Source organism: Kribbella kalugense, from assembly GCF_004365875.1.
In the GTDB taxonomy this organism is placed as follows: Bacteria; Actinomycetota; Actinomycetes; order Propionibacteriales; family Kribbellaceae; genus Kribbella; species Kribbella kalugense.
The window spans coordinates 538736-559140 of sequence record NZ_SODF01000002.1 but is presented as its reverse complement, the minus strand read 5'-3'; the positions used below and the strand labels follow the sequence as shown (position 1 = coordinate 559140).

The 20405-nt window shown below is 67.6% G+C and carries 19 protein-coding genes; 5 read left to right on the top strand and 14 right to left on the bottom strand.

Annotation, left to right across the window (positions count from 1 at the left end; all coding sequences use genetic code 11):
• Position 1: 1 nt before the first annotated feature.
• From EV650_RS20275 to EV650_RS20250, 6 genes are all read right to left on the bottom strand, one after another.
• Complete coding sequence (locus tag EV650_RS20275; RefSeq protein WP_134120619.1) at positions 2-286, bottom strand: GNAT family N-acetyltransferase; 285 nt, start codon at positions 284-286, stop codon at positions 2-4.
• 4 nt (positions 287-290) lie between these two features.
• Positions 291-1031, bottom strand: a complete 741-nt coding sequence (locus EV650_RS20270) for a 3D domain-containing protein (protein ID WP_134120618.1) — start codon at positions 1029-1031, stop codon at positions 291-293.
• A gap of 91 nt (positions 1032-1122) precedes the next feature.
• Positions 1123-3552, bottom strand: coding sequence for a glycoside hydrolase family 2 protein (locus tag EV650_RS20265; protein ID WP_166678224.1), 2430 nt, complete (start codon positions 3550-3552; stop codon positions 1123-1125).
• Between the two features lie 73 nt (positions 3553-3625).
• A complete protein-coding gene (locus tag EV650_RS20260; RefSeq protein WP_134120616.1) occupies positions 3626-4234 on the bottom strand; it encodes an SGNH/GDSL hydrolase family protein in 609 nt (202 codons plus the stop codon).
• Positions 4231-5328: a Gfo/Idh/MocA family protein gene (locus EV650_RS20255; RefSeq protein WP_134120615.1), complete on the bottom strand. Its 1098-nt coding sequence runs from the start codon at positions 5326-5328 to the stop codon at positions 4231-4233. The genes EV650_RS20260 and EV650_RS20255 overlap by 4 nt, the downstream gene beginning before the upstream one ends.
• Positions 5325-6074 (bottom strand): sugar phosphate isomerase/epimerase family protein, encoded by a 750-nt coding sequence (locus tag EV650_RS20250; RefSeq protein WP_134120614.1) that lies wholly within the window; start codon positions 6072-6074, stop codon positions 5325-5327. Before EV650_RS20250 ends, EV650_RS20255 begins: the two co-directional genes overlap by 4 nt.
• Before the next feature lie 286 nt (positions 6075-6360).
• Between EV650_RS20250 and EV650_RS20245 the strand changes: the two genes are divergently transcribed.
• Entirely contained in the window at positions 6361-7389 is a 1029-nt protein-coding gene (locus EV650_RS20245; protein ID WP_134120613.1) for a LacI family DNA-binding transcriptional regulator, read from the top strand.
• 129 nt (positions 7390-7518) lie between these two features.
• On the opposite strand, the gene EV650_RS20240 is transcribed toward EV650_RS20245, so the two are convergent.
• From EV650_RS20240 to EV650_RS20230, 3 genes are all read right to left on the bottom strand, one after another.
• Entirely contained in the window at positions 7519-9606 is a 2088-nt protein-coding gene (locus EV650_RS20240; protein ID WP_134120612.1) for a molybdopterin-dependent oxidoreductase, read from the bottom strand.
• A gap of 35 nt (positions 9607-9641) precedes the next feature.
• Entirely contained in the window at positions 9642-10154 is a 513-nt protein-coding gene (locus EV650_RS20235; protein ID WP_134120611.1) for an AAA family ATPase, read from the bottom strand.
• 72 nt (positions 10155-10226) lie between these two features.
• Entirely contained in the window at positions 10227-10835 is a 609-nt protein-coding gene (locus EV650_RS20230) for a TetR/AcrR family transcriptional regulator (RefSeq protein WP_134120610.1), read from the bottom strand.
• An 80-nt stretch (positions 10836-10915) separates the two neighbouring features.
• Here EV650_RS20230 and EV650_RS20225 point away from each other — a divergent pair, with 80 nt between their 5' ends.
• From EV650_RS20225 to EV650_RS20215, 3 genes are read left to right on the top strand one after another with little or no spacing between them, the layout of a single operon-like run.
• On the top strand, positions 10916-11467 hold the full coding sequence (locus tag EV650_RS20225) for a 2TM domain-containing protein (protein WP_134120609.1): 552 nt from the start codon (positions 10916-10918) through the stop codon (positions 11465-11467).
• A gap of 40 nt (positions 11468-11507) precedes the next feature.
• Positions 11508-12149: a Pr6Pr family membrane protein gene (locus EV650_RS20220; RefSeq protein WP_134120608.1), complete on the top strand. Its 642-nt coding sequence runs from the start codon at positions 11508-11510 to the stop codon at positions 12147-12149.
• 4 nt (positions 12150-12153) lie between these two features.
• Positions 12154-12804, top strand: a complete 651-nt coding sequence (locus tag EV650_RS20215; RefSeq protein ID WP_134120607.1) for a class I SAM-dependent methyltransferase — start codon at positions 12154-12156, stop codon at positions 12802-12804.
• A gap of 90 nt (positions 12805-12894) precedes the next feature.
• On the opposite strand, the gene EV650_RS20210 is transcribed toward EV650_RS20215, so the two are convergent.
• Positions 12895-13536, bottom strand: coding sequence for a transglycosylase family protein (locus tag EV650_RS20210; RefSeq protein ID WP_134120606.1), 642 nt, complete (start codon positions 13534-13536; stop codon positions 12895-12897).
• A 294-nt stretch (positions 13537-13830) separates the two neighbouring features.
• Complete coding sequence (locus EV650_RS20205) at positions 13831-14367, bottom strand: DUF5946 family protein (protein WP_134120605.1); 537 nt, start codon at positions 14365-14367, stop codon at positions 13831-13833.
• Positions 14368-14470: 103 nt separating this feature from the next.
• Here EV650_RS20205 and EV650_RS20200 point away from each other — a divergent pair, with 103 nt between their 5' ends.
• A complete protein-coding gene (locus tag EV650_RS20200) occupies positions 14471-15070 on the top strand; it encodes a response regulator transcription factor (protein ID WP_238174341.1) in 600 nt (199 codons plus the stop codon).
• Here the strand turns inward: EV650_RS20200 and EV650_RS20195 are convergent.
• From EV650_RS20195 to EV650_RS20185, 3 genes are read right to left on the bottom strand one after another with little or no spacing between them, the layout of a single operon-like run.
• The gene (locus EV650_RS20195) at positions 15049-16734 is read right to left on the bottom strand and encodes an ABC transporter ATP-binding protein (protein ID WP_134120603.1); all 1686 of its coding nucleotides are present in this window, start codon (positions 16732-16734) and stop codon (positions 15049-15051) included. The two genes, EV650_RS20200 and EV650_RS20195, sit on opposite strands and share 22 nt — an antisense overlap.
• A complete protein-coding gene (locus EV650_RS20190) occupies positions 16731-18365 on the bottom strand; it encodes an ABC transporter ATP-binding protein (RefSeq protein WP_238174340.1) in 1635 nt (544 codons plus the stop codon). The genes EV650_RS20195 and EV650_RS20190 overlap by 4 nt, the downstream gene beginning before the upstream one ends.
• 14 nt (positions 18366-18379) lie before the next feature.
• On the bottom strand, positions 18380-20254 hold the full coding sequence (locus tag EV650_RS20185) for a prolyl oligopeptidase family serine peptidase (protein WP_202874781.1): 1875 nt from the start codon (positions 20252-20254) through the stop codon (positions 18380-18382).
• Positions 20255-20405 lie beyond the last annotated feature (151 nt).

Sequence of the window (20405 nt, the reverse complement as noted above, 5' to 3'; positions counted from 1 at the left end):
CCTACCCCCAGGGTCGCCTCTCCCAGTCAGCCCGAGTCATCGCCCACACCTGCACGTCGTGCACCCCGTGATGAACGAACGCCTGCCGCAACGTCCCCTCAAGCACCATCCCAAGCCGCCCAGCCGTCGCACCACTCCGCCCGTTGTCCGCAGCACACCGCCACTCCACCCGGTTCGGCGCGAGCGCGTCGCGGGCCTTGTCCACGTGGGCGAGGAACTCGGGTGCCTGCCACGGTTCGAGCGGTCGTAACTCGGCCGACTCGGTCAGCGGTACGGCGAAGCGCATCCGGTCACTCCACGGTCAGGGTCAGCCTTTGGATGCCCCAGTTGTCGGCGTCTGGGCCGGGCGGGAACCAGACGTCGACGATGTCGTCTTTGATCCAGCTGCCGATGTCGGCGGCGTAGCAGTGGCCGTAGCCGGGGACGTAGAGGCGGGTGCCCCACGGGATGATGCGGGCGTCCACGGCGCAGATGCCGGTGCCGGCGTTGTAGCCCAGCGCGGTCTGGGCGACGTCGTTGTACGCCGAGACGCGGTAGTTCAGCGTGGTCCCGATCGGCATCGTGTACGCCGCCAACCGGTTGGACGAGTTCAAGCGGTACGACGTACTGATCTGGCCGATCGACGACGCCGAAGTGTCCTCAGTCGACATCGCGTAGACCTGATAGTGCGCGCCGTCGCAGGGGCTGGCGTCCGTGACCTGCAACGTCGGCTGACCCCAGTCACTGATCCATTGCAACGCCTGACCGTTCCGGAACGCCCGGTACGCCGCCGCACCAGGCACCCGGTTGAACGTGAACGTCACCTTCCCGTCCGCACCGAGACCACCGTCGATCCCGCCTGGCGCGGGCAGCCGGCCGCTGACGTCGTACGGCGGTGCGGTCGTCCCGTTGCCGTGACCGCCGGAGACCGGCCGGTCGGGGATCGGACCGGTGTAGAAGTGCTGACAGACCGGCAAGGCGGCCGACGCGGTGGTTGGTGCCACCAACAAAGCAGTCAGACTGAGCAGGGCAACGGCAAGAGCTCGGCGCATGGCGGCAAGACCTCCAAGGTGGGGCGGGACCAAGGGGTTTCACCCTTAAGTAGTGGTCCCGCCCCGCCTTTAGTCAAGGTCTCGACGTAAATCAGTTCAGCAGATCGTTCGCCGAACGCAGCACCGGTACGCCGACCTGCTCCGGAGCTCCCGCGCCCGTGACGTGGAAGGTGTGGCTCTCGCCCGCGGACAGCGTGACCAGGCACGAGTCCACCCGCGCCGCCGCGTCCAACCGGTCCGGGAAGAGAGCCAGGTCCTTGGCGAGCGCGGTCGCCGTGACGATCACGTCATATCCGTCCGCAGTCGCGGCGACCTCGGTGCTGAAGGCGTCCCCGTCCAGCTGCAATGACGTGTCCTCGACGAAGTACCAGAAGGCGGAAACCCCGTCGGCGCCCCGTACCTCGACGTACTCCGAGGCCGGCTTCGACGCGACGGCGACCGACTCGGGCAGACCGCTGGTCACCGCCGACCGCGCCGGCACCTCGAGTGTGAACGTCTCCCGGGCGAGGACCTCACCATCGCGGCCGGTCGACCGTCGGGTCACCGTCACCTCGGTCGTCCAGGTCTCGTCCGTGTCGTTGTGCGCGGCAACGACCAGGTCGTCCTCCCGCGGCTGCACGGTCAGCAGACGTTCGGCGTACACCCGCTTGAGGGCGAACCACAGTGGTTTCCGGATCCCGTGCCCGTCGACCGCGGCCCACGACACCACCGGCCAGTTGTCGTTCAGCTGCCAGACCACAGCACCTGTGTTCAAAGGGAAGAGCGAACGGAAGTGCTCGATGCCGTAGGCAACGGCACGCGCCTGGTTCAGCTGCGTCGTCCAGTGCCAGTCATCGATGTTCTTCCAGACCGGCAAGTGCTCGCCAAGACCACGCTCGAGTTTGAGGTTGCCTTCGTGCGCCTTCTGGTGCACGAGCATCTGCTCGCCGTATGGGTCGAGCGGCGAGTCATGCACGACCGACGTGAGCGTCGACCAGGCCGGCGGTCCCTGGAACCCGAACTCGGACACGAACCGAGGCTTGTACTTCCGGTACGTCGAGTAGTCCACCTGGTTCCAGACGTCCCAGATGTGCATGGTCCCGTGCCGCTCGTCGTTCGGGTGGATGAACTGGTCGAACGAGTACGGGCTACCGGCGGAGTACGGCGTCCGCGGGTCGAGCTCGGCGACGATCTTCGGCAGCAGGTCGAGGTAGTAGCCCGCGCCCCACGGCCGGCCGGCCAGCGGGACCCGCCAGCTCCACTCGACGTACCCCCAGATGTTCTCGTTGTTGCCGTTCCACACTGCGAGGCTGGCGTGTTTACTCAGCCGTGTAACGGCCTCTCGCGCCTCGGCCTCGACCTCACTCCACAGCGGCTCGTCCTCCGAGTACGCCGCGCAGGCGAACAGGAAGTCCTGCCAGACAAGGATTCCGAGCTCGTCGCAGACGTTGTAGAAGTCGTCGCTCTCGTAGATCCCGCCGCCCCAGACCCGGAGCAGATTCATGCCGGCGTCGACCGCGTCCTGGATGCTGGTCCGGTACGTCTCGGCATTCAGTCGGGTCACGAACGCGTCGTCAGGGATCCAGTTCGCGCCACGTACGTAGATCGGCTTGCCATTCACGGACAGCAGGAACGGCGTACCGTCGTTGTCCGGGGCAACGTTCACACTGATGTCCCGGAAGCCGACCCGCCCGGTCCACGTCTCGTCGGTCAGCGTCACAACCACGTCGTACAAGGGCTGCTCGCCGTGCCCGCGCGGCCACCAGAGGTCCACCTCCGGGACTGTGTTGCTAATGGCAACGGTGTCCCACCCGGGCTTCACACTCGCGGACTGCGTCGTACCGCCGACCTCCACAGTGACGGTGGCGTACTCCGAGGCGGTGTCGGACCAGACCAGCGAGACGAAGGTGTTCAGCACGCCGTCGGCGCTCGCCAGCGGGCGGACCGAGTCGATGCGGACGCCGGACCACGACTCGATCCGTATCGGCTGCCAGATGCCGGCCGTCGCGACGTCCGGTCCCCAGTCCCAGCCGAAGTTCGACGCCATCTTCCGTAGCTCGTTGTACGGGTGCAGGTTGGTGTGCGGCCAGCTACCGACCTTCGCCCGCACCGCCTCGGCCGCCGCCACCGGCCCCTCGAACTCGACCACCAGCTCGTTGTCCCCAGCAACTAGTACGCCGGTGACGTCGAACCGGTACGAGCGATGCTGGTTCGCCGTCCGCCCGATCTCCCGCCCGTTCAGCGTCACCGTCGCGACCGTGTCGAGACCCTCGGCCACCAGCTCCTGCCGGTCATTGCCGTCCGCAACCCAGCTGAACGTGGTCTGGTAGCTCCAGCGAGTCCGGCCGATCCAGTGCAGCTTCGACTCGTTGTCGCCGTCGAACGGATCCGGGATCTCGCCCGCCGCGAGCAGGTCCGTGTGCACCTCGCCCGGCACGGTCGCGGCCACCGGCCGGCCGATCAGCCCGTCGGGTGCCGGCCCATCGACGGCGCGGACGGTCCAGACGGCGCCGCCGTCGGTGGTGAGGTCAGTCGTCTTCACAGTCAAGCTCCCAGGAGGTGAACCGGTTTAGTAGAACAGCACCGCTCCCCAGCAGCATGAGGAGCGGTGGAAGTCAGTCGTCCAGGACGTAGCGTCGCCACAGATCGGCGAGAGCACGATGTCCAGCAGCGCTCGGATGTACGCCGTCGCCCGCAAGAGTCGCCGCACCGACGGACGCGGCCTGCTTGGTCAGCTCGACATCGGTGGGGACCAGAATCGCGCCGTACTCGACGGCCAGCTTCCGGACCACCTCGAGCTTCGGGTCGAGGTCCTCGCGCCATTCGTCCTGCCCGTCCTTCACCGGCAGCAGGAACGGCTCCATCAGGACTACCGGGCAGTTCAGTGCATCGAGCATCGAGCGGTACGACGCCTCGAAGGACTCCGCAGTCGTCGGGTCGTTCTCGTCGTACCGCCGCCAGGTGTCGTTGATCCCGATCAGGATCGACACCAGCGACGGGTCGTGGGCCAGCACATCGGCGGACCACCGGGCGGCCAGATCGGCCGCCCGGTGACCACTGATGCCGGCGTTGACGATCGTCGGCCTGCGTTCACCGAGGTCGTCGTACACCTTGCGCACATAGCCGTCGCCCAACCCGTCCGGGTCGGTACGGCGGCCGCAGTCGGTGACCGAGTCCCCGGCGAACACGACGGTCCGCCGGGGATCGAGAAGGATGCTGGTCATAGCGTGGCTGCGGTCACGTCCCAGTCGTCCGGCAGGATCGGCGCGACCTCGACCGTGCTCTTCACGTCGACGAACGCGCCGGCGTCGATCGAGTCGGTGATGGACGCCATCACATCGACGATGTGGAACGCCAGCGCCCCGGTGGCCCGGTGCGGCCGGTCGGCCCGGATCGCCCGCGCCATCTCCAGTACGCCGGTACCGCGCTGGGCGACCGCCTTGGTGTCGGCGATGGTCTCCCAGTCGTCGGCGCCGCGACGACGGATCTTGATCTCCCCGTCGAACCCGTTCGGGTCCGGTACGGCGAGGGTCGCGTCGCTACCGGTGATCTCGACGAACCCGGCCCGCGACAACGGCGAGTCGAAGCTGAAGATGCTCTGCGACGACTGCCCCGACTCGAACTTCGCGATCGCGCTGACATGCGTCGGCACGGTCACGTCGAAGTCGGTCCCCGCCAGCGGACCGGAGCCGATCGTGCGCTTCTCCTTCGACTTCGACCCGATTCCCGCGACCGCGGCGACCGGACCGAAGAGCTGGACCAGCGTGGTCAGGTAGTACGGGCCGATGTCCCACAGTGGACCGGCGCCTTCCTGGAACAGGAACGCCGGGTTCGGGTGCCACGACTCGGGGCCGGGCGACTGCATCAGGGTCAGCGCGGTCAACGGCGTACCGATGTCACCACGCTCGATGATGCGACGGGACTCCTGCAGACCCGGGCCTAGGATGGTGTCGGGCGCGCAACCCAGCCGCACCCCGGCGTCCTGTGCCGTGGCCAGCAGCTTGAGGCCGCTGTCCTGGTCCAGCGAGAACGGCTTCTCGCTCCAGACATGCTTGCCTGCGGCAACCGCTGCGAGAGCGACCTCGACGTGCGCGATCGGGATGGTCAGGTTGACCACGATCTCTACGTCGGGGTGGTTGAGCACGACCTCGGGGCCGCCGTGGGCCTCGATCCCGTACTGCTTGGCCTTCTCCTCGGCGGCTTCCGGCCGGAGGTCGCCGATCGCGACCACCTTCAGGTCCGGGAAGCTCTGCATACTCTTGATGTAGGCGTCGGAGATGACTCCGGCGCCGATCACACCTACTCCTACAGAGCTCATGCAGGCGCACCCTCTCCGGTCAGGAACTTGTAGCTGCCCGCGACCGCGTCGAGGATCTCACCGGTGAAGTCGTCCAGCTCGACGACCCGCAGCGCGGCCGGGGCCGCCGCCAGGATGTCCGCGACCGCGATGACGCCGTCGCCGACCGCGACCTGGGCCTTGTTGTTCAGCGTGCCGTCGCCGTCCTTGACGTGGATCGCCTTGACCCGGTCACCGAACTTCTTCAGCAGCGCCGGTACGTCGGCACCGCCGACCGCGGCCCAGTAGGTGTCGACCTCGAGGATCACGTCGTCGGACAGGTTGTCGGCCAGGATCTCCAGGCCGTGCGCGCCGCCGATCTTCGACTCCAGCTCGAACTGGTGGTTGTGGTAGCCGACCGTGATGCCGTGATCGGCGGCCTCGACCGCTGCCTTGTTCAGCCCGTCCGCGATCACCTTGATCTCGTCGGCCGACTGCCAGCGCGCCGGGTCGGTGTGCGGGTCGATCACCGTGGTGATGCCGAGCCGCTTGGCGGCGGCGTAGATCGGGGCGCTGTCCTCACGGAGCAGGCCGGCGTGGGTAGTAGGGGCCGAGAGTCCGTGCTTGGGCAGCGCCTCGGCCAGACGGTCCGCGAAAGCGGTCACCCCGAAGGGCTCGACCAGCGTGTAGCCGATCTCCGCGATGCGGGCCAGAGTGCCGTCGAAGTCTTCCTCGAGCTTGCCCCGGACCGTGTACAACTGGAGGGACAGGTGGTCCTTTGCGACCATGGTTTCTCCTTGTTGGCGGCGCTTCACCCGCTGCCCTGGGGCTGCACGCCGACTGGTAAGCCGAACCGGTTAAGTAACGACGGCAACCGTATCCCACCGGCCCCCGCCCACACCACCCTCCGCCCAACGACTGGTCGGTCACCTGAGAGAACATCCCCCGATTGTGGGTTTGATCAAACGGTCACTTTATGTGCTCAGGTGATGACAGAGGGTTGAGATCGGGCGCACACTGGGGGATTCCGGACCGACCGTCAGCGGTCCGGCCGCCCGTGAGGAGTGAGTTGTTGTGTCCCGTGTGACCATCAAAGAGATCGCCCGTCGCTGTGGCGTCTCCCAAGGTGCGGTCTCGTACGCCCTGAACAACCAGCCCGGAGTGTCTGAGGCGACCCGGGCCAGGGTGCTGAAAGTCGCCGCCGAGCTGGAGTGGGTGCCGAACCGGGCCGCTCGTCAGCTGTCCGCGGCGCGCAGCGAGACGTTCGGGCTGGTACTCGCCAGGACCGCGCAGACGCTGATCGAGGAGCCGTACTTCATGGGCTTCGTCGGCGGGATCGAGTCGGTTCTCGGGGAGAAGTCGTACGCGTTGGCGCTCCAGGTCGTCGCCGATCTCGACGAGGAGCTGGCGACGTACCGGAAGTGGGCCGCGGAGCGCCGGGTCGACGGTGTCATCGTCGTCGACCTCCGGGTCGCCGATCCACGCATCCCGGTACTGCGGAAGCTCGGTCTGCCGGCCGTTCTGGTCGGGGACCCGGCGCTGGCCGATGGCATGCCGTGCGCCTGGACCGACGGCGCCGCGGCGATGAACGCGGCCCTCGATCACGTGGCCTCCCTCGGCCACCGGGTGGTCGCGCGGGTGGCTGGTCCGCCCGAGTTCGGCGATGTCTGGATCCGCGACCAGGCCTACGAGCTCGCCACCCGCCGGCTCGCCCTCAGCGCTAGCACCCACCACACCGATTACTCCGCCACCCAAGGCGCCACCGCGACCCGCGACGTACTCACCAGCAACCCGCGCGCCACCGCGATCATCTACGACAACGACCTGATGGCGGTCGCCGGACTGTCCGTCGTCCAAGGCCTCGGCCTGCGCACTCCCGACGACATCACCCTGGTCGCCTGGGACGACTCGGCCCTCTGCCGAATCACCCACCCGACCCTCACCGCCCTCAGCCACAACATCGTCGGCTACGGCGCCGAGGTGACCCACCGCCTCCTCGACCTCCTCGCCGGCGCAACCCCGCAGTCCCACCTCTACTCCACCCCCCTCCTCATCATCCGCGACAGCTCCGGCCCTCCACCCACTGTCCGTTTGAGGGGTTAACCCCTGAGTTGGTCGGTTGCACCACCGGATTTCGGGTCCGCAACCGACCAGGTGCGGGGTTGACCCCTGAGACGTCCGGGGCCGGGGATCAGCGTCCGGGGGGCGGGGATCGGCGTCCGGGTGCGGGGGTCAGGAGGCTGTGACTGTGACCGGGACGCCGTTGACTGCGGCGGTGCCGGCTACGGCGTCGGTCAGGCCGGCGTCGGTGATGTCGTTGGCGCTCTGGCCGGCGACCTGGTTGGCGATGGTCAGGCGGGCGCCGGCGCGGTTGTGACCGAAGCCGTGCGGGAGGCTGACCACGCCGGGCATGATGTCGTTGCTGGAGGCAACTTCTACGGAGATAGCGCCGGCGGCTGACGTGACCGTGACCAGCTGACCGTCGATGAGCGCACGCTCGGCCAGGTCGTGCGGATGCATCAGCAGCTGATGGCGAGGCTTGCCCTTCACCAGTCGCGCGGAGTTGTGCATCCAGGAGTTGTTGCTCCGCAGATGCCGGCGTCCGATCAACAGAAGCTCGTCAGCCGAAACGGCGGCCAATGAATCGAGTCGAGGCAGATCGTCCAGGATCATCCGCTGCGCCAGGTCGATCCGCTTCGACTTGTGCAGCAGCGCGCCAGGCAAGGCGGGCTGCAGTGGTCCGAGATCGATTCCGCCCGGCGACTTCCGGAGCTTGGCTACCGACAACCGATACGGCCCGATCCGCAGTCCGGCGTCCACGATTCGTCGCGGCGACAATCGCAGTCGCGCCATCACTTCGACCCGGCGCCGGCTCCACGGAGTACGCCGTACCAGCGCCAACCCCAGATCGCGGAAGATCTCCCAGTCGTGCCGAGCGTCCGCCGGCTTGGGCAGTACTGCGTCGTTCCACCGTGCCGTGTTCCGTACGGCGAGCTGGTGGAAGACCACGTCATAGTGATCGCGCTCGAGCGGCGGCGCCGGCGGCAGGATCACGTCGGCGTGCCGAGTGGTCTCGTTGATGTACGGATCGATCGCGACCATGAACTCCAGCGACCCGAGCGCCTCGTCCACCTTCCGCCCGTTCGGCGTCGACAGCACCGGGTTGCCGGCCACCGTCACCATCGCCCGGATCTGACCGTCGCCCGGCGTCAGGATCTCCTCCGCCAGCGTCGACACCGGCAGCTCACCGCCGAACTCCGGCAACCCGCGCACCCGGCTCTTCCACACCCCGACATGCCCGCGACCCATCCCGAGCAACGTGTTCACCGCCGGCCGCGGGAACATCGTGCCGCCGGGCCGATCGAGGTTGCCGGTGATGATGTTCAGCACCTGGATCGCCCACTGGCAGATCGCCCCGAACTGCTGCGTCGACACCCCGACCCGCCCGTAACAAGCCGCCCGGTCGGCTGTCGCAAACTCGCCAGCCACCCGCCGAATCACGTCCGCAGGGATCCCGGTGATCGCCGCCGCCCGCTCCGGCGTCCACGCCTCCACTGCTTCTTCGACCGCCGCAAACCCATCGATGTACTCGGCCGGCCGCGCAGCGCCTAGCGAGATCACCTCATGGATCAACGCGAGCAGGAACGCCGCATCCGTCCCCGGCCGGACGAAGTGATGCTCATCGGCCACCGCCGCCGTCTCGGTCCGCCGCGGGTCGATGACGACGACCTTCCCGCCCCGCTTCCGCACGTCCTTCAACCGCCGCCCGAATCCGGGCGCGGTCATCATGCTCCCGTTCGACGCCAGCGGGTTCGCCCCGAGGATCAGCAGGTACGACGTCCTGTCGATATCCGGCACCGCCACCATCAACTGATGCCCGTACAGCAGGTACGACGACAGCATCTGCGGCAACTGGTCGATCGACGTCGCGCTGAACTTGTTCCGGGTCCGCAACTGCCTGACCATCGTCGGCATGTGCGTGAGTGCACCAAGACTGTGCACGTTCGGGTTGCCGAGGTAGACCCCGATCGAGTTCCGCCCGTGCTCCTTCTGGATGCCGGTCAGCTTGTCGACGACCAGTTTGTACGCCGCGTCCCAGTCGATCTCCTCCCAGCCGTCGGAAGTCCGTCGTACCGGCGTGGTCAGCCGGTCGGGGTCCTCCTGGAGATCACGCAGCGCGACCGCTTTCGGGCAGATGTGACCGCGGGAGAGCGGATCGGATTCGTCGCCGCGGATGTCGGTGACGCGGCCGTTCTCGACGGTCACGAGCACGCCGCAGATTGCTTCACACAGGTTGCACGAGGTCCGCCGTACGGTCATCCACTCAAACTACCTTCGGGTAGTAAGACCCGCCATCAGTCGAAGCTGGCCTCGTCGAGCCGGCCGAGAATCGCGTCGACCGTCTCGCCGACCGACAGGTCCGAGTTGTCCAGCCACAGCCCCCGCCGCGGACTGAACGCGTGCAGCTCATAGTCGAGCTCGTCGACCAGATGATGCGCCCCGCCGAGCCGGCCGCTGATCACCTCGGGTCGCGGCGTCAGTACGACGAGATACCGCGGTCTGGTCTGGATGCCGTCGATGAACTCGCGCAGCAACTCACCGATCACCACGTCCTGCAGAACCACGGTGAAACCGGCGTTCGCGTACTGGTCGGCGGCCATGCAGGCGAGCCGATAGCGCAGCTGAAGTTGACGTTGTGCCTCGAGCACGTCGTCGGCCATCGAGGCTTGTCCGCTGACGATCATCCGGCGGAAAACGTCCCCGCGCAGATGCACGCCGTACTGGAATCTTTCGGCCAGCATCTGGGACACCGACGACTTCCCCGCCGCCATGATTCCACTGACGACGATCACCCCCTCGGACTCCATGCGGTGATCGTGCCACGTGGCGCAAGGGTTTGAACCGGTCGCGGCGATTCTTCTTCGAAAACCCCCAGTTTGTCAGGGGTTTTCGGCCATCAGCGTGCCCAGATGGTGCCGCATCAGCTGCCGGACCCGAGTCGGCGTCGTGCGTTCCGGCTGGATCGCCGCGTGTAGTGCGAGGCCGTCGAGCAACGCGTGCAAGCGTTCGACCTCGCTGCGCAGATCGAGACCGTCCTTCAGTGCGCCCGCGTCGGCGAGCGAACGCAGCAGCGACTCGCAGAGGTGGCGCAGGCTGTTGTGCACCGTATCGAGGTGCTCCTGCAACGTGCCGGCCCCGGACTCGGCCCGGGCCTGTGCCATGAACGCCAGCCAGACGTCGAACTCCGCGCGGCGCTCGGCGTCCAGCGGGAGCACCTCGTCGAGGTAGCGCAGCACGATGGCCGGCACGGTGCCCTTGGGCTCGATCGCGCTGACTCGTTCGGTCACCCGGCGGGAGACCAGGTCCATCGCGAACTTGAGCAGACCGTCCTGGTCCGGGAAGTAGTAGCGGACCGCGCCCGCCGACCAGCCCGCCTCGGCGGCGATGGTTCGAACCGAGGCCGCCCGGATCCCGTCCCGGCGGACCACTCGCCACAGCGCCTCGGCGATCTCTTCGCGACGAGTGGTGTGGTCGACGATCTTCGGCATGTGGTCCTTTTTAGCACGGTTGTGTTAGCGTTGGTTTTACAACACAGTCGTACTGAAAAACCTCGGAGGGGTGAACAACTGTGCTGCTCGCTGTGATCGCCGGATGTGAGATCGGCTTCTGGGTTCTGCTCGCCGGCGGCATGGTGACCCGCTATCTGCTCCGGCTGCCGAAGGCCGGTCTGGTCCTGCTGGCCGCCGTACCGCTGGTCGATGTGGTGATGCTGGTCGCGAGCGTGCTGGACATCCACCGCGGTGCGGAGCCGGCGTTCAAGCACTCGTTGGCCGCGATCTTCATCGGGGTCAGCGTCGGCTTCGGTCACCAGACGCTGAAGTGGGCGGACAAGTGGGCCGCGCATTACCTGGGCGGTGCGCCGCGTCCGGCGAAGCTGCCGAAGAAGGGTCCGGAGCGGGCTCGTCACGAGCGCGCCGGCTGGTACCGCCACTTGCTCTCGTACGTCGTCGGTGTCGGCATCATGATCGGCCTCGGCCTGCTGTCGGGCCGTGGGTACGACGCGGTGCTCGCGCCGGCCGGGACCTGGACCCTCGTGCTCGTGATCGACGCGATCGTCTCGTTCAGCTACTCGTTGGGCGGCGACAGCAAGAGTGCGCCGCGAGAGAAGCAGTCCGTCTGACCTCCCGGGCTTGCGCGGTTACTCGTCGTACATTTCCGGCATGACGATGGTTGGGCGGATCTGGGCTGCGATGACCGGGCTGGTGGTGTTGTGCGGGATTGTCATCCAGCTCTTCGTGACGGCCAACGGGCATGAGGGGTTCTACCCGGACAACCCAGAGCGGGTGTTCAACGTGTTCGCGTACTTCACGATCCAGTCGAACCTGCTGCTCGGCGGGACCGCGCTGATGCTGGCGCTGCAGCCGGACCGATCCGGCGGCGCGCTGTTCAAGACGCTGCGGCTGAACGGCGTGCTCTGTATCGCGGTGACAGGAATCGTGTACCACGCGGTGCTCGCGCAGGACGCTGACTTCCACGGCTGGGGGTGGGTGGCGAACTTCCTGCTGCACACCGTCGCTCCGGTGGTCGGCGTGCTGGGCTGGCTGCTGTTCGGACCGCGCGATCTGACCGGTTGGAGGATCGTCGGCTGGTCGATCGTGTACCCGCTGTTGTGGCTCGCGTTCACGCTGATCCGGGGCGAGTTCGTCGGGTTCTACCCGTACCCGTTCGTGGACGTCGGCCTGCACGGTTACGGACGGGTGCTACTGAACTGTCTCCTGGTGGCGGTACTCTTCCTGGCTCTGGCGGCTGGGGCGACCAGTCTCGACCGTCGGTTGCAGCGGAAGCGAACCGTCGAAAGGTAGAACCGTGCTGGTGACCTCGCGCTCGTACGCCGAGTACGAAGCGATGTTCGACCTGAAGGAACTCCCGGATTCCGTCCTCGACTGCTGTGCGGGCGGCGCGAGCTTCACCGCCGAGGCAGCCGAACGCGGCGTCGATGCGATCGCCGTCGATCCGGCGTACGAGCTGGAGACGCCCGAGCTCGTGGACAGCGTCCGGCAGAGCCTGCCGGCGACGTCGGGGATCGTCGACGAGCACCAGGGGAGCTTCGTCTGGACCTGGTACGGATCACCGGACCGGAAGGACCAGTATCGGATCGAGGCGGCCGACCGGTTTCTGCAAGACATCACGACCGCACCGCAGCGGTACGTCGCTGCCGGTCTGCCGGATTTGCCGTTCGGTGACAGGCGGTTCGAGCTGGTGCTCTGCTCGCATCTGCTGTTCACCTGGTCCGACAAGTACGACCGGGACTGGCACGCGGCCGCACTGCGGGAACTGATCCGGGTCAGCAATGCCGAAGTACGGATCTTCCCGCTGGTGACGCAGGGTGCCGGCGATCCGATCCCGTGGCTGCCGGAGTTGCTGGACTCGCTCGAGGGTGTGACCAGCGAGATCCGCAAGGTCCCCTACGAGTTCCAGGTCGGCGCCGACGAGATGCTCGTCATCACCCGAACCTGATCCTCTGGTGCTTCCCGCTCATCGCGATTACGGATGAGTTTGCGCCTACCCGCCAACGACGAGCAGGAAGCGTCCAGGGGTGGTGCCGGGTCAGCGGAGGAATCGGCCGCAGACGGGCCACGGGGAGGCGCCGCGCTGCGCGTAGAGCTTCTTCGCGCGCATCAGCTGCTCGGCCGCGGAGGCCTGGGTCGGGTTGCCGGAGCCACCGACGCTGCGCCAGGTCTGCAGGTCGAACTGGAACAGGCCGTAGTAGCCGGCGCCGTTCACCGCGCGCGGGTTGCCGCTGGACTCGCAGTTCGCGACCTTGGCCCAGGCGCCGCTCAGGGTCGCCTTGCCGCTGCTCGCCTTCGGGCGGTCCTCGGACCGGCTGGACCGGACGTCGCGGTTGGCCTTCTTCGGCTCGGACTTCTTGGTGTCCGACTTCCGGGTCTCGGCCTTCTTCGTGACGTTGCGAGCCGGAGCCGCCTTCTTCGCACCGTCGAGCGTCAGCGTCTGCCCGATCAGGATCAGGTTCGGATCCTTCAGGTGGTTGATCCGGGCCAGCTCGTGCCAGTCGGCACCGTTGGCCTGCGCGATCTCGGAGAGGGTGTCACCGGCCTTGACGTTGTAGTCGGTCGCGAACGCCGCTCCGGCGCCGGCTGCGGTGATACCGGCTCCCAGACCGGCGATGGAGAGGGTTCGGGCTACCCGGCGAGTACTTCGCGAGGCGCGCGCATGTCGAGCCTTGGACATCTGAAAGGTGCTCCTTGTGAGCTTGGGCATGGTGGGACACACCAGGCCCCCCGTGCAGGGGAGGGGAGGGGCAATCGGACACATCCCCACAGCAGGTCACAGGACAGCGTCCGAATGGTCACGCCCCGGTAACGGCGCGACCTGAGTCATCCTGTGCGAGGTTCGCTGGAAACGCAAGTCCAGATCCCGATCTGCCCCGAACTTTTTCCAGGGTCTGACGTTCCGAAACCCCAACAACAGAACGGTTTCCGGCTCGACACGCCGATCGGGCCGAGGTCGGAACCGATCGGTTTATCACCGCTCGAAACAGCGTTCCGGAACCAGTTCCACGGTGAGTTTCCGGATCAGCTCACGATCCTCGTCCGGCCACGATTCCCACACCTCGCGGGCCCACTTGAGCAGGGCTGACTCAACGTCGTCCACGGTCCCTGCGGTCAGTACGTCGTACGCCGTGAGCTCGCCGACCTCAGCCGGTGGGACCAGCCGCGGCCAGTCGTCGTACGAGTTCGCCATGATGCCGTGGGCGGTGCGTACGTCGAGGTTGCCGGAGCCGCGTTCGAAGAACATGTAGAGACCGTTCAGTGCGAACACCGGGCCGATTCGCGGAGCGTCTGGGTTAACGTGCTGTCCGCCGTACGCGTCGATCCGGAGCTGGTGCAGGTACCCGAGCCGGGCCAGGTTCTCGACCTCGAAGCCGAGCAGCTCACCGGCGACCTCCGCACACTCCGGCGTCGCGTTGTACTTCGGTGTCTCCGGCCAGTCTGACCGTGGAAGTACGGCGCGGCAGCCTGGACAAACCGTTGATTCGTGCGTGTCATCCGGCGCGTTCACTCGTTGATCGAAGCACGGGCCACCGCTGTCGGGCAGCTGGTTTATCGCGGCTTTGTCGCGGCGGCCCGCAGATGAGGCGACAGATGTGATGGGGGCAGAAGCGGTGATCCGAGTGGCTCTCGGCCATGGCGGGACGTTGGTGCGTGGTGCACTGGCTGCGGTGCTCGCCAGGGAGAACGATCTCGACCTGGTGGCCGAGCTGGACCGCTCGGAGGACGTGCTGCAGGTGGCGGGACGGCGCCCGGACGTGTTCCTGCTCGATCCACAGCTGCCTGGCCGGATCCGGATCGAGGAGCTCTGCCGAAAGCTCGTCGGCCGCGGCGTGCTGGTGCTGATCGATCACGAGACGATCGGGGCGACCAGTCTGGCGCTGGTGAAGCAGGCGCCGCGGATCGGTCTGATCGCGACCGACGCGACGACCGACCAGCTCGTGCAGGCAGTGCGCGACGTAGCGAAGGGCTTGCCGGTGGTCGACGTACGGCTCGCCGTCGCTGCGCTGAAAGCGGGTGACAATCCGCTCACCGATCGCGAGTGCGAAGTGCTGCGCCAGGTCACCACCGGGGCGACGGCGCAGGAGGTCGCGCGAACGCTCAGTCTGAGCGCGGGGACGGTCCGCAACTACCTGTCCCGGATCCTCGCGAAAACCGGCTCCCGTAGCCGGATCGAGGCGATCCGGAAGGCTCAGGACGCAGGCTGGATCTGAGCGCTGGGCGTCCAGCTGCCGTGCAGGTCGCGGTAGAGGCGCGACGTGCGCATCAGACTGGCGTGGGTGCCGAGTGTCGCCTGGTTGCCGTCCAGGACGAGGATGCGGCGCGCACGCAGAGCTGAGCTGATCCGGTGCGCGATCACGATGAGCGTCCCGTCACGTTTCGCGAACGCTTCCTCGGCTTGCCGCTCGGCCTCGGGGTCGAGGAAGCAGGTCGCCTCGTCGAGTACGACGAGCGGCGCGGGGGACAGGTACGCACGCACCAACGCGATCAACTGCTTCTCGCCGGCGGACAGCTCACCCGGCTTCACCTCGGCGTACAGGCCGCCGATCTGGTCGATCAGCTTCGCGGCGCCGACCGTGTGCACAGCCTGCTCGAGCTGGTCGTCTGTTGCGTCGGGCAACAAATAGTTGAGGTTGTCGCGCACGGTCCCGGTGAAGACGTATGCCTCCTGTGGAATCAGCACCCGGGTCCGGGCCAGCCGATCAACCGTCACCTCGGTCGGTGGTGATCCACCGAGCAGCAGCCGACCGCCGGTCGGCCTCAGCATCCCGCACATCAGACCGGCCAACGTCGACTTCCCGATGCCGCTCGGACCGACGACGGCGAGGTGTTCACCTTCGGGGATCGTCAGCTCGAGCTTGTCGAGCACGGGATCGGCCTTCGGGCCATAGGCGAACGTCAGCCCGCGCAGCCGGACCTGGTAGCCCTTCAGCTCATCGATCCGCCGCGGCCGCTCAACTCGTGTCGATGCATCGAGGATCCGCCCGAGTGTGATCACGTATCGCAGGCCGCTGTCGCCCAGGGCGTTCATTACTGTGTTCAGCGCGGGCTGCAAGCCGATCAGCACGTACGTCAGCCCGCCGAGCAACGTGCCTGTGCTCACCCCACGCCCGACCAACCACGGCCCAGCCGCGAGCAGGATCAACAGCGGCAGCCATCCGCCGACCGCGAAGCACAACGTCCGCAGCGCCGCCACCTTTGCCAATGCACGCTCTGCCGACGCGTGCGCCTCGATCGGCTGACCGACCAGCCACTCGGCGTACTCCTCGGTCCCGGCCGCGGTGACGTCGCGCACCCCGCCGAACACCATGCCCGCCGACGCCGCCAGGTCCTCGTCGGCAGTCAACGACGCGCGCACCCGATCTGCTGCCATCCCCAACACTGCCAGCGACAACGCGAATCCCACCAGGAACGGCGGTACGACGAACGCCGCGACGATCGGAGCCAGCGATAACAACCCGGTCAGTACGCCGAACAGCGTGACCGCGAAACTCCGCAGCACCAGGACCAGCCCCGCGAACGTGTCCCGGACGATCTCCACCTGCCGGTTCAACCGCGCGACCGCACCGTCGTCCCCGGATCGCAGTGCGCCACCGACAACCCGGCGTACCAGATCGTCTCGGACCGGCTCGACCAGTTCGCCGAGCCGGCCGTACACCTGCCGCGCTCCGGCGGAGCCCAGACAGGCCGTCGCGACCAGGCCGCCCAGCCACGCGATCCCTTGCCACGCGTGCCCGCCGAGAAAGCTGTCCGTCGCTCGCGCCACCGCGATCCCGTACACCGCAGTCGGCAGGATCTCCGGAACGGACCACGCGATCAACTTGACCGTGGCCCGCTTCTTCAGCGCGGTGGCGCCGTACGACAGCTCTCGCCTCATCCGAAGATGTCTCGGTACGACGGGTTGTGCCAGAGGTCGGCGTGCGGGGCGATGGCGCGGATCTGGCCGTGGTCGAGCCAGATGACCAGGTCGGCGCGGGCTGCGGTCGCGGGGCGATGGGTGACAATGAGGCGGGTGCGGTGGTGACGGTCCTCGGTCAGGGTGCGGGTGATCTGGCGTTCGGTGGCCGTGTCGAGGCTCGACGTGGCGTCGTCGAGGACCAGGAGACGGCGGGCGGACCAGGCCCGGGCGAGGCCGAGGCGCTGACGTTCGCCGCCGGACATTGGTGCCTTGCGTAACGAAGTGAAGTAGCCGTCGGGCAGTCGGCTGACGAAGTCGTGGGCATGCGTGGCGCGGGCTGCGGCCAGCGTGCGGACCGGGCTGACCGCGTGCGGATCGATCGCCTCGCCGACGGTCCGGCCGACCAGTTGCGGGCGCTCGAACGCACAGCCGACCGCACTCCGCAACGTATGCCGGCTCACAGCCTGCAGCGGTACGCCGTCCAGCGAGACCTGGCCGGTCGAGGGGTCGCGCAGTCGGGCCGCGACCGCCGCGAGTACGGACTTGCCGGCGCCGCTCGGGCCGACGACCGCAACGGTGACGCCGCCGGGAAGGTCGAGATTCACGTTGTCCAGCAGGACATTCCCGTCGGCGATGACGCTGACCCCGTCGAAGCTGAGCTGCCCGGGGCCGGCCGGGATCGTCAACGTGCCGTGAGGGATGGACTCGATCGCGATCACCTCGGCGGACCGGTGGACGCCCGCCTTCGCGCGCGCGAGCTCGCCGAGGACGCCGGTCAGGTTGCCGAGTCCGGCGCCGAGGACGGCGTACTGCGAGGCGGCGAACAGCTCGCCGGCGGTGATCCGGCCGGAGACGAGCTGCAGTCCGCCGACGGCGAGGACTGCGACGAGTACGAGCGGGCCGACGACTGCGGCCTGGGCGCCGGAGCGAGCCAGGATCCGCCAGGTGACGACGCCGTGCCGGTGCAGCTCGGGGAGCAGGCCGAGTATGCGGCCCTCTTCGCGTTCCGTCGTACCGGCGGCGGTGATCGTGCGGATGCCGGTGAGTGACTCGGACAGGAGGGCGGCGATGCGACCCTGGGTCTCTTGGTAGTTGAGGCTGATGTCGGCGGTCCGCTTGGCGAACGTCCAGAGGACTAGGACGACGAGCAGCACGCCACCGAAGAACGCGGCGGCGAGCCACGGGTCGATGATCGCCAGAAGGACGAGGCTGCCGACCGGGGGCGCGATCGCGGCGATGGCTGTCACCGCGGCCGGTCCGGCCTGGGCGGCGTCGGTGGCGTTGGCCGAGACCCGGGTGACCAGGTCGCCGGTCTCGAAGTCGCGCGTACCTTCGGGGCCGCCGCGGACCACGTGCCGGACCAGGCGGTGGCGCAACCAGGCGGTTGTCTCCGCAACACAGGCTGCACCGGCGAACGCGTCGACGATGCTCGCCGCGATCCCGAGCCCGATCAGCGCGGCCGCGACAATCAGCCAGCGGGTGTAGCCGCTACCGGCCACGATGGCGTCGACCGAGCGACCCAGAATGGTCGGCAGCGCGAGCGTCACCCCACTACCGATCAACGCGTTGAACCCAATCAGCGGCAACCAACCACGGCCCCGTTTCGCCACCTCGCCAAAGGTGATCATCGGTCCAGGCCTGTCTGGTCGGCGAGGAACGCGAGCATGTCCGCGGCGAGATTGATGCCGCCGGTCGTGTGACCTGCGTCTGCCTCGAATCTCAGCAGCACGGGCCGTTGGCTCGCGGTCGCGTGCTGGAGCGCGGCGCACATCTTCCTTGCGTGCAGGGGATCCACGCGGGTGTCGTTCCCGAAGGCGGTCAGCAGGACGGCCGGGTACTTCACGCCTTCGGTGACGCGGTGGTACGGCGAGTAGGACAGCAGAGTGTGGAAGTCGTCGGGGTCCTTCACGGACCCGTACTCGGTCGTCCAGCGCTCGCCGAGACCCGACAGCTCGTAGCGGACCATGTCCGTCAGCGGCGCCGAGCAGACCGCGGCGGCGAACAGCTCGGGTCGTTGCGTGAGGGCAGCTGCGACGAGGAGGCCGCCGTTGGACTCACCGCAGATGGCGAGTTGGTCGGCGGTGGTCCAGCCTTCCGCGATCAGGTGCTCGGCCGCGGTGATGAAGTCGTCGAAGACGTTCTGCTTGTTGTGCCTTCGTCCGTCACCACGCGTGGCGTCGCCGCGGACGGTCGCGGTGACGAACGTGCCGCCGGCCTCGACCCAGGCGAGCGCGAACGCGGAGTACGTCGGCGTGAGCGACTGCCCGAACCCGCCGTACCCGTAGAGAATCGTGGGACGCGGCCCGGGTTTGCCGATCACTCGCAGCTCGACGTCCGGGCTGCAAGTCAGTGTGTGAGTCTCGACCTCCGCCTTGGTGCCGGGCTGCTGGTGCCATGGTGCTGTCTGGCGCGTAGTCGGGTCGTAGCAGTAGACCGTCGGTGGGGTCACGCTGTCGGCGTACGTGAACCAGGCTCGATTTTGATCTGCGCTCAAGGATCCGACCGACCCGGCGGCGGGCAACTGGACTGTGCCTTGCAGGCGGCCCGTCTCGCGGTCGTGCACGGTGATCTCGGTCGCGGTGCTGACCAGGACGACGTCGTCGAGGATGGCGAGACCGGTCAGCGGCGCGTCCGGCCGGATGTAGTCCTGCCAGACGGTCGGCTCGGCAGGGTCGCCGATGCAGATCCGCCCGGTGGGGGCGTCCTGTGTGGTGACGACGTACAAACGCTCGTCAGGGCCGACCGACATGATCGTGGTGGCGTCTTGCGGGAGGTGAGTTGGCGGCTCGCCCGTTGTCAGGTCCGTGAACCACAGGTCGTTTGTCGTGCAGATCGTCAGCCAGCGGCCGTCGGCGCTGATCTCCAGACCGTACGACGCTTCGCTGGCTAGGATCGTGGTGTCGTCGGGGTTGCCCAGCTCGTGGCGTCGTACCTGACGGAAACGCACGTAGTAGAACGCGTTCCCATCCGGGAGCCAGGCGACGGGGGAGTAGCGGCAGCCGTCGAGTGGGCCGTCGATCAGCTCGCCCGTCGTCACGTCGAGGACGCTGAGGGTCGAGCGCTCGTCGCCGCCGCGGGAGAGCTGGAACGCGAGTTTGGTGCCGTCGGGCGAGGGCTGCCAGGCGTCGAGCGTGGTCAGACCGGTCTGGTCGAGCTGGTCGAGTCGCTTCGGGTCGAGGAGTGGAGTCTCGTCGACGAAGAGAACTGGGTGTTGGCCGGCGTCGCGGCGGAGCGTGAAGCAGCGGCCGCCTCGCCAGACTGGGGTGGAGATGCTGCTGACGTCGGACAGTTGCCGCACACGGTTCTTCCAGCGGAACCGGGTCGTCAGCGAACTGGCGTACGTCAGCCAAAGCTCGTCTTGGGTCTGTTGCCATCGCTGCGTCTCGGCGGCCGAGGGGTCCTCGAGCCGGCGGTACGGGTCAGCGACGGTACGACCGTGCACCTGCTCCACGAGCGACAGGCGCTCGGCGCATGGATAAGACTGCACGGAGTAGATCACCTCACTTCTCCTTGTGTCCCACCAAGACAACGAGCGCACCGCCGCCGAGCTACCACCCGGCGACCGAGGCGAGTCGGTCACCGGGAGGAAACAGGTCGGCCCTGGGTGAGCACACCGCCCACCCAGGGCCTCACTACCTGGCAATACAGGT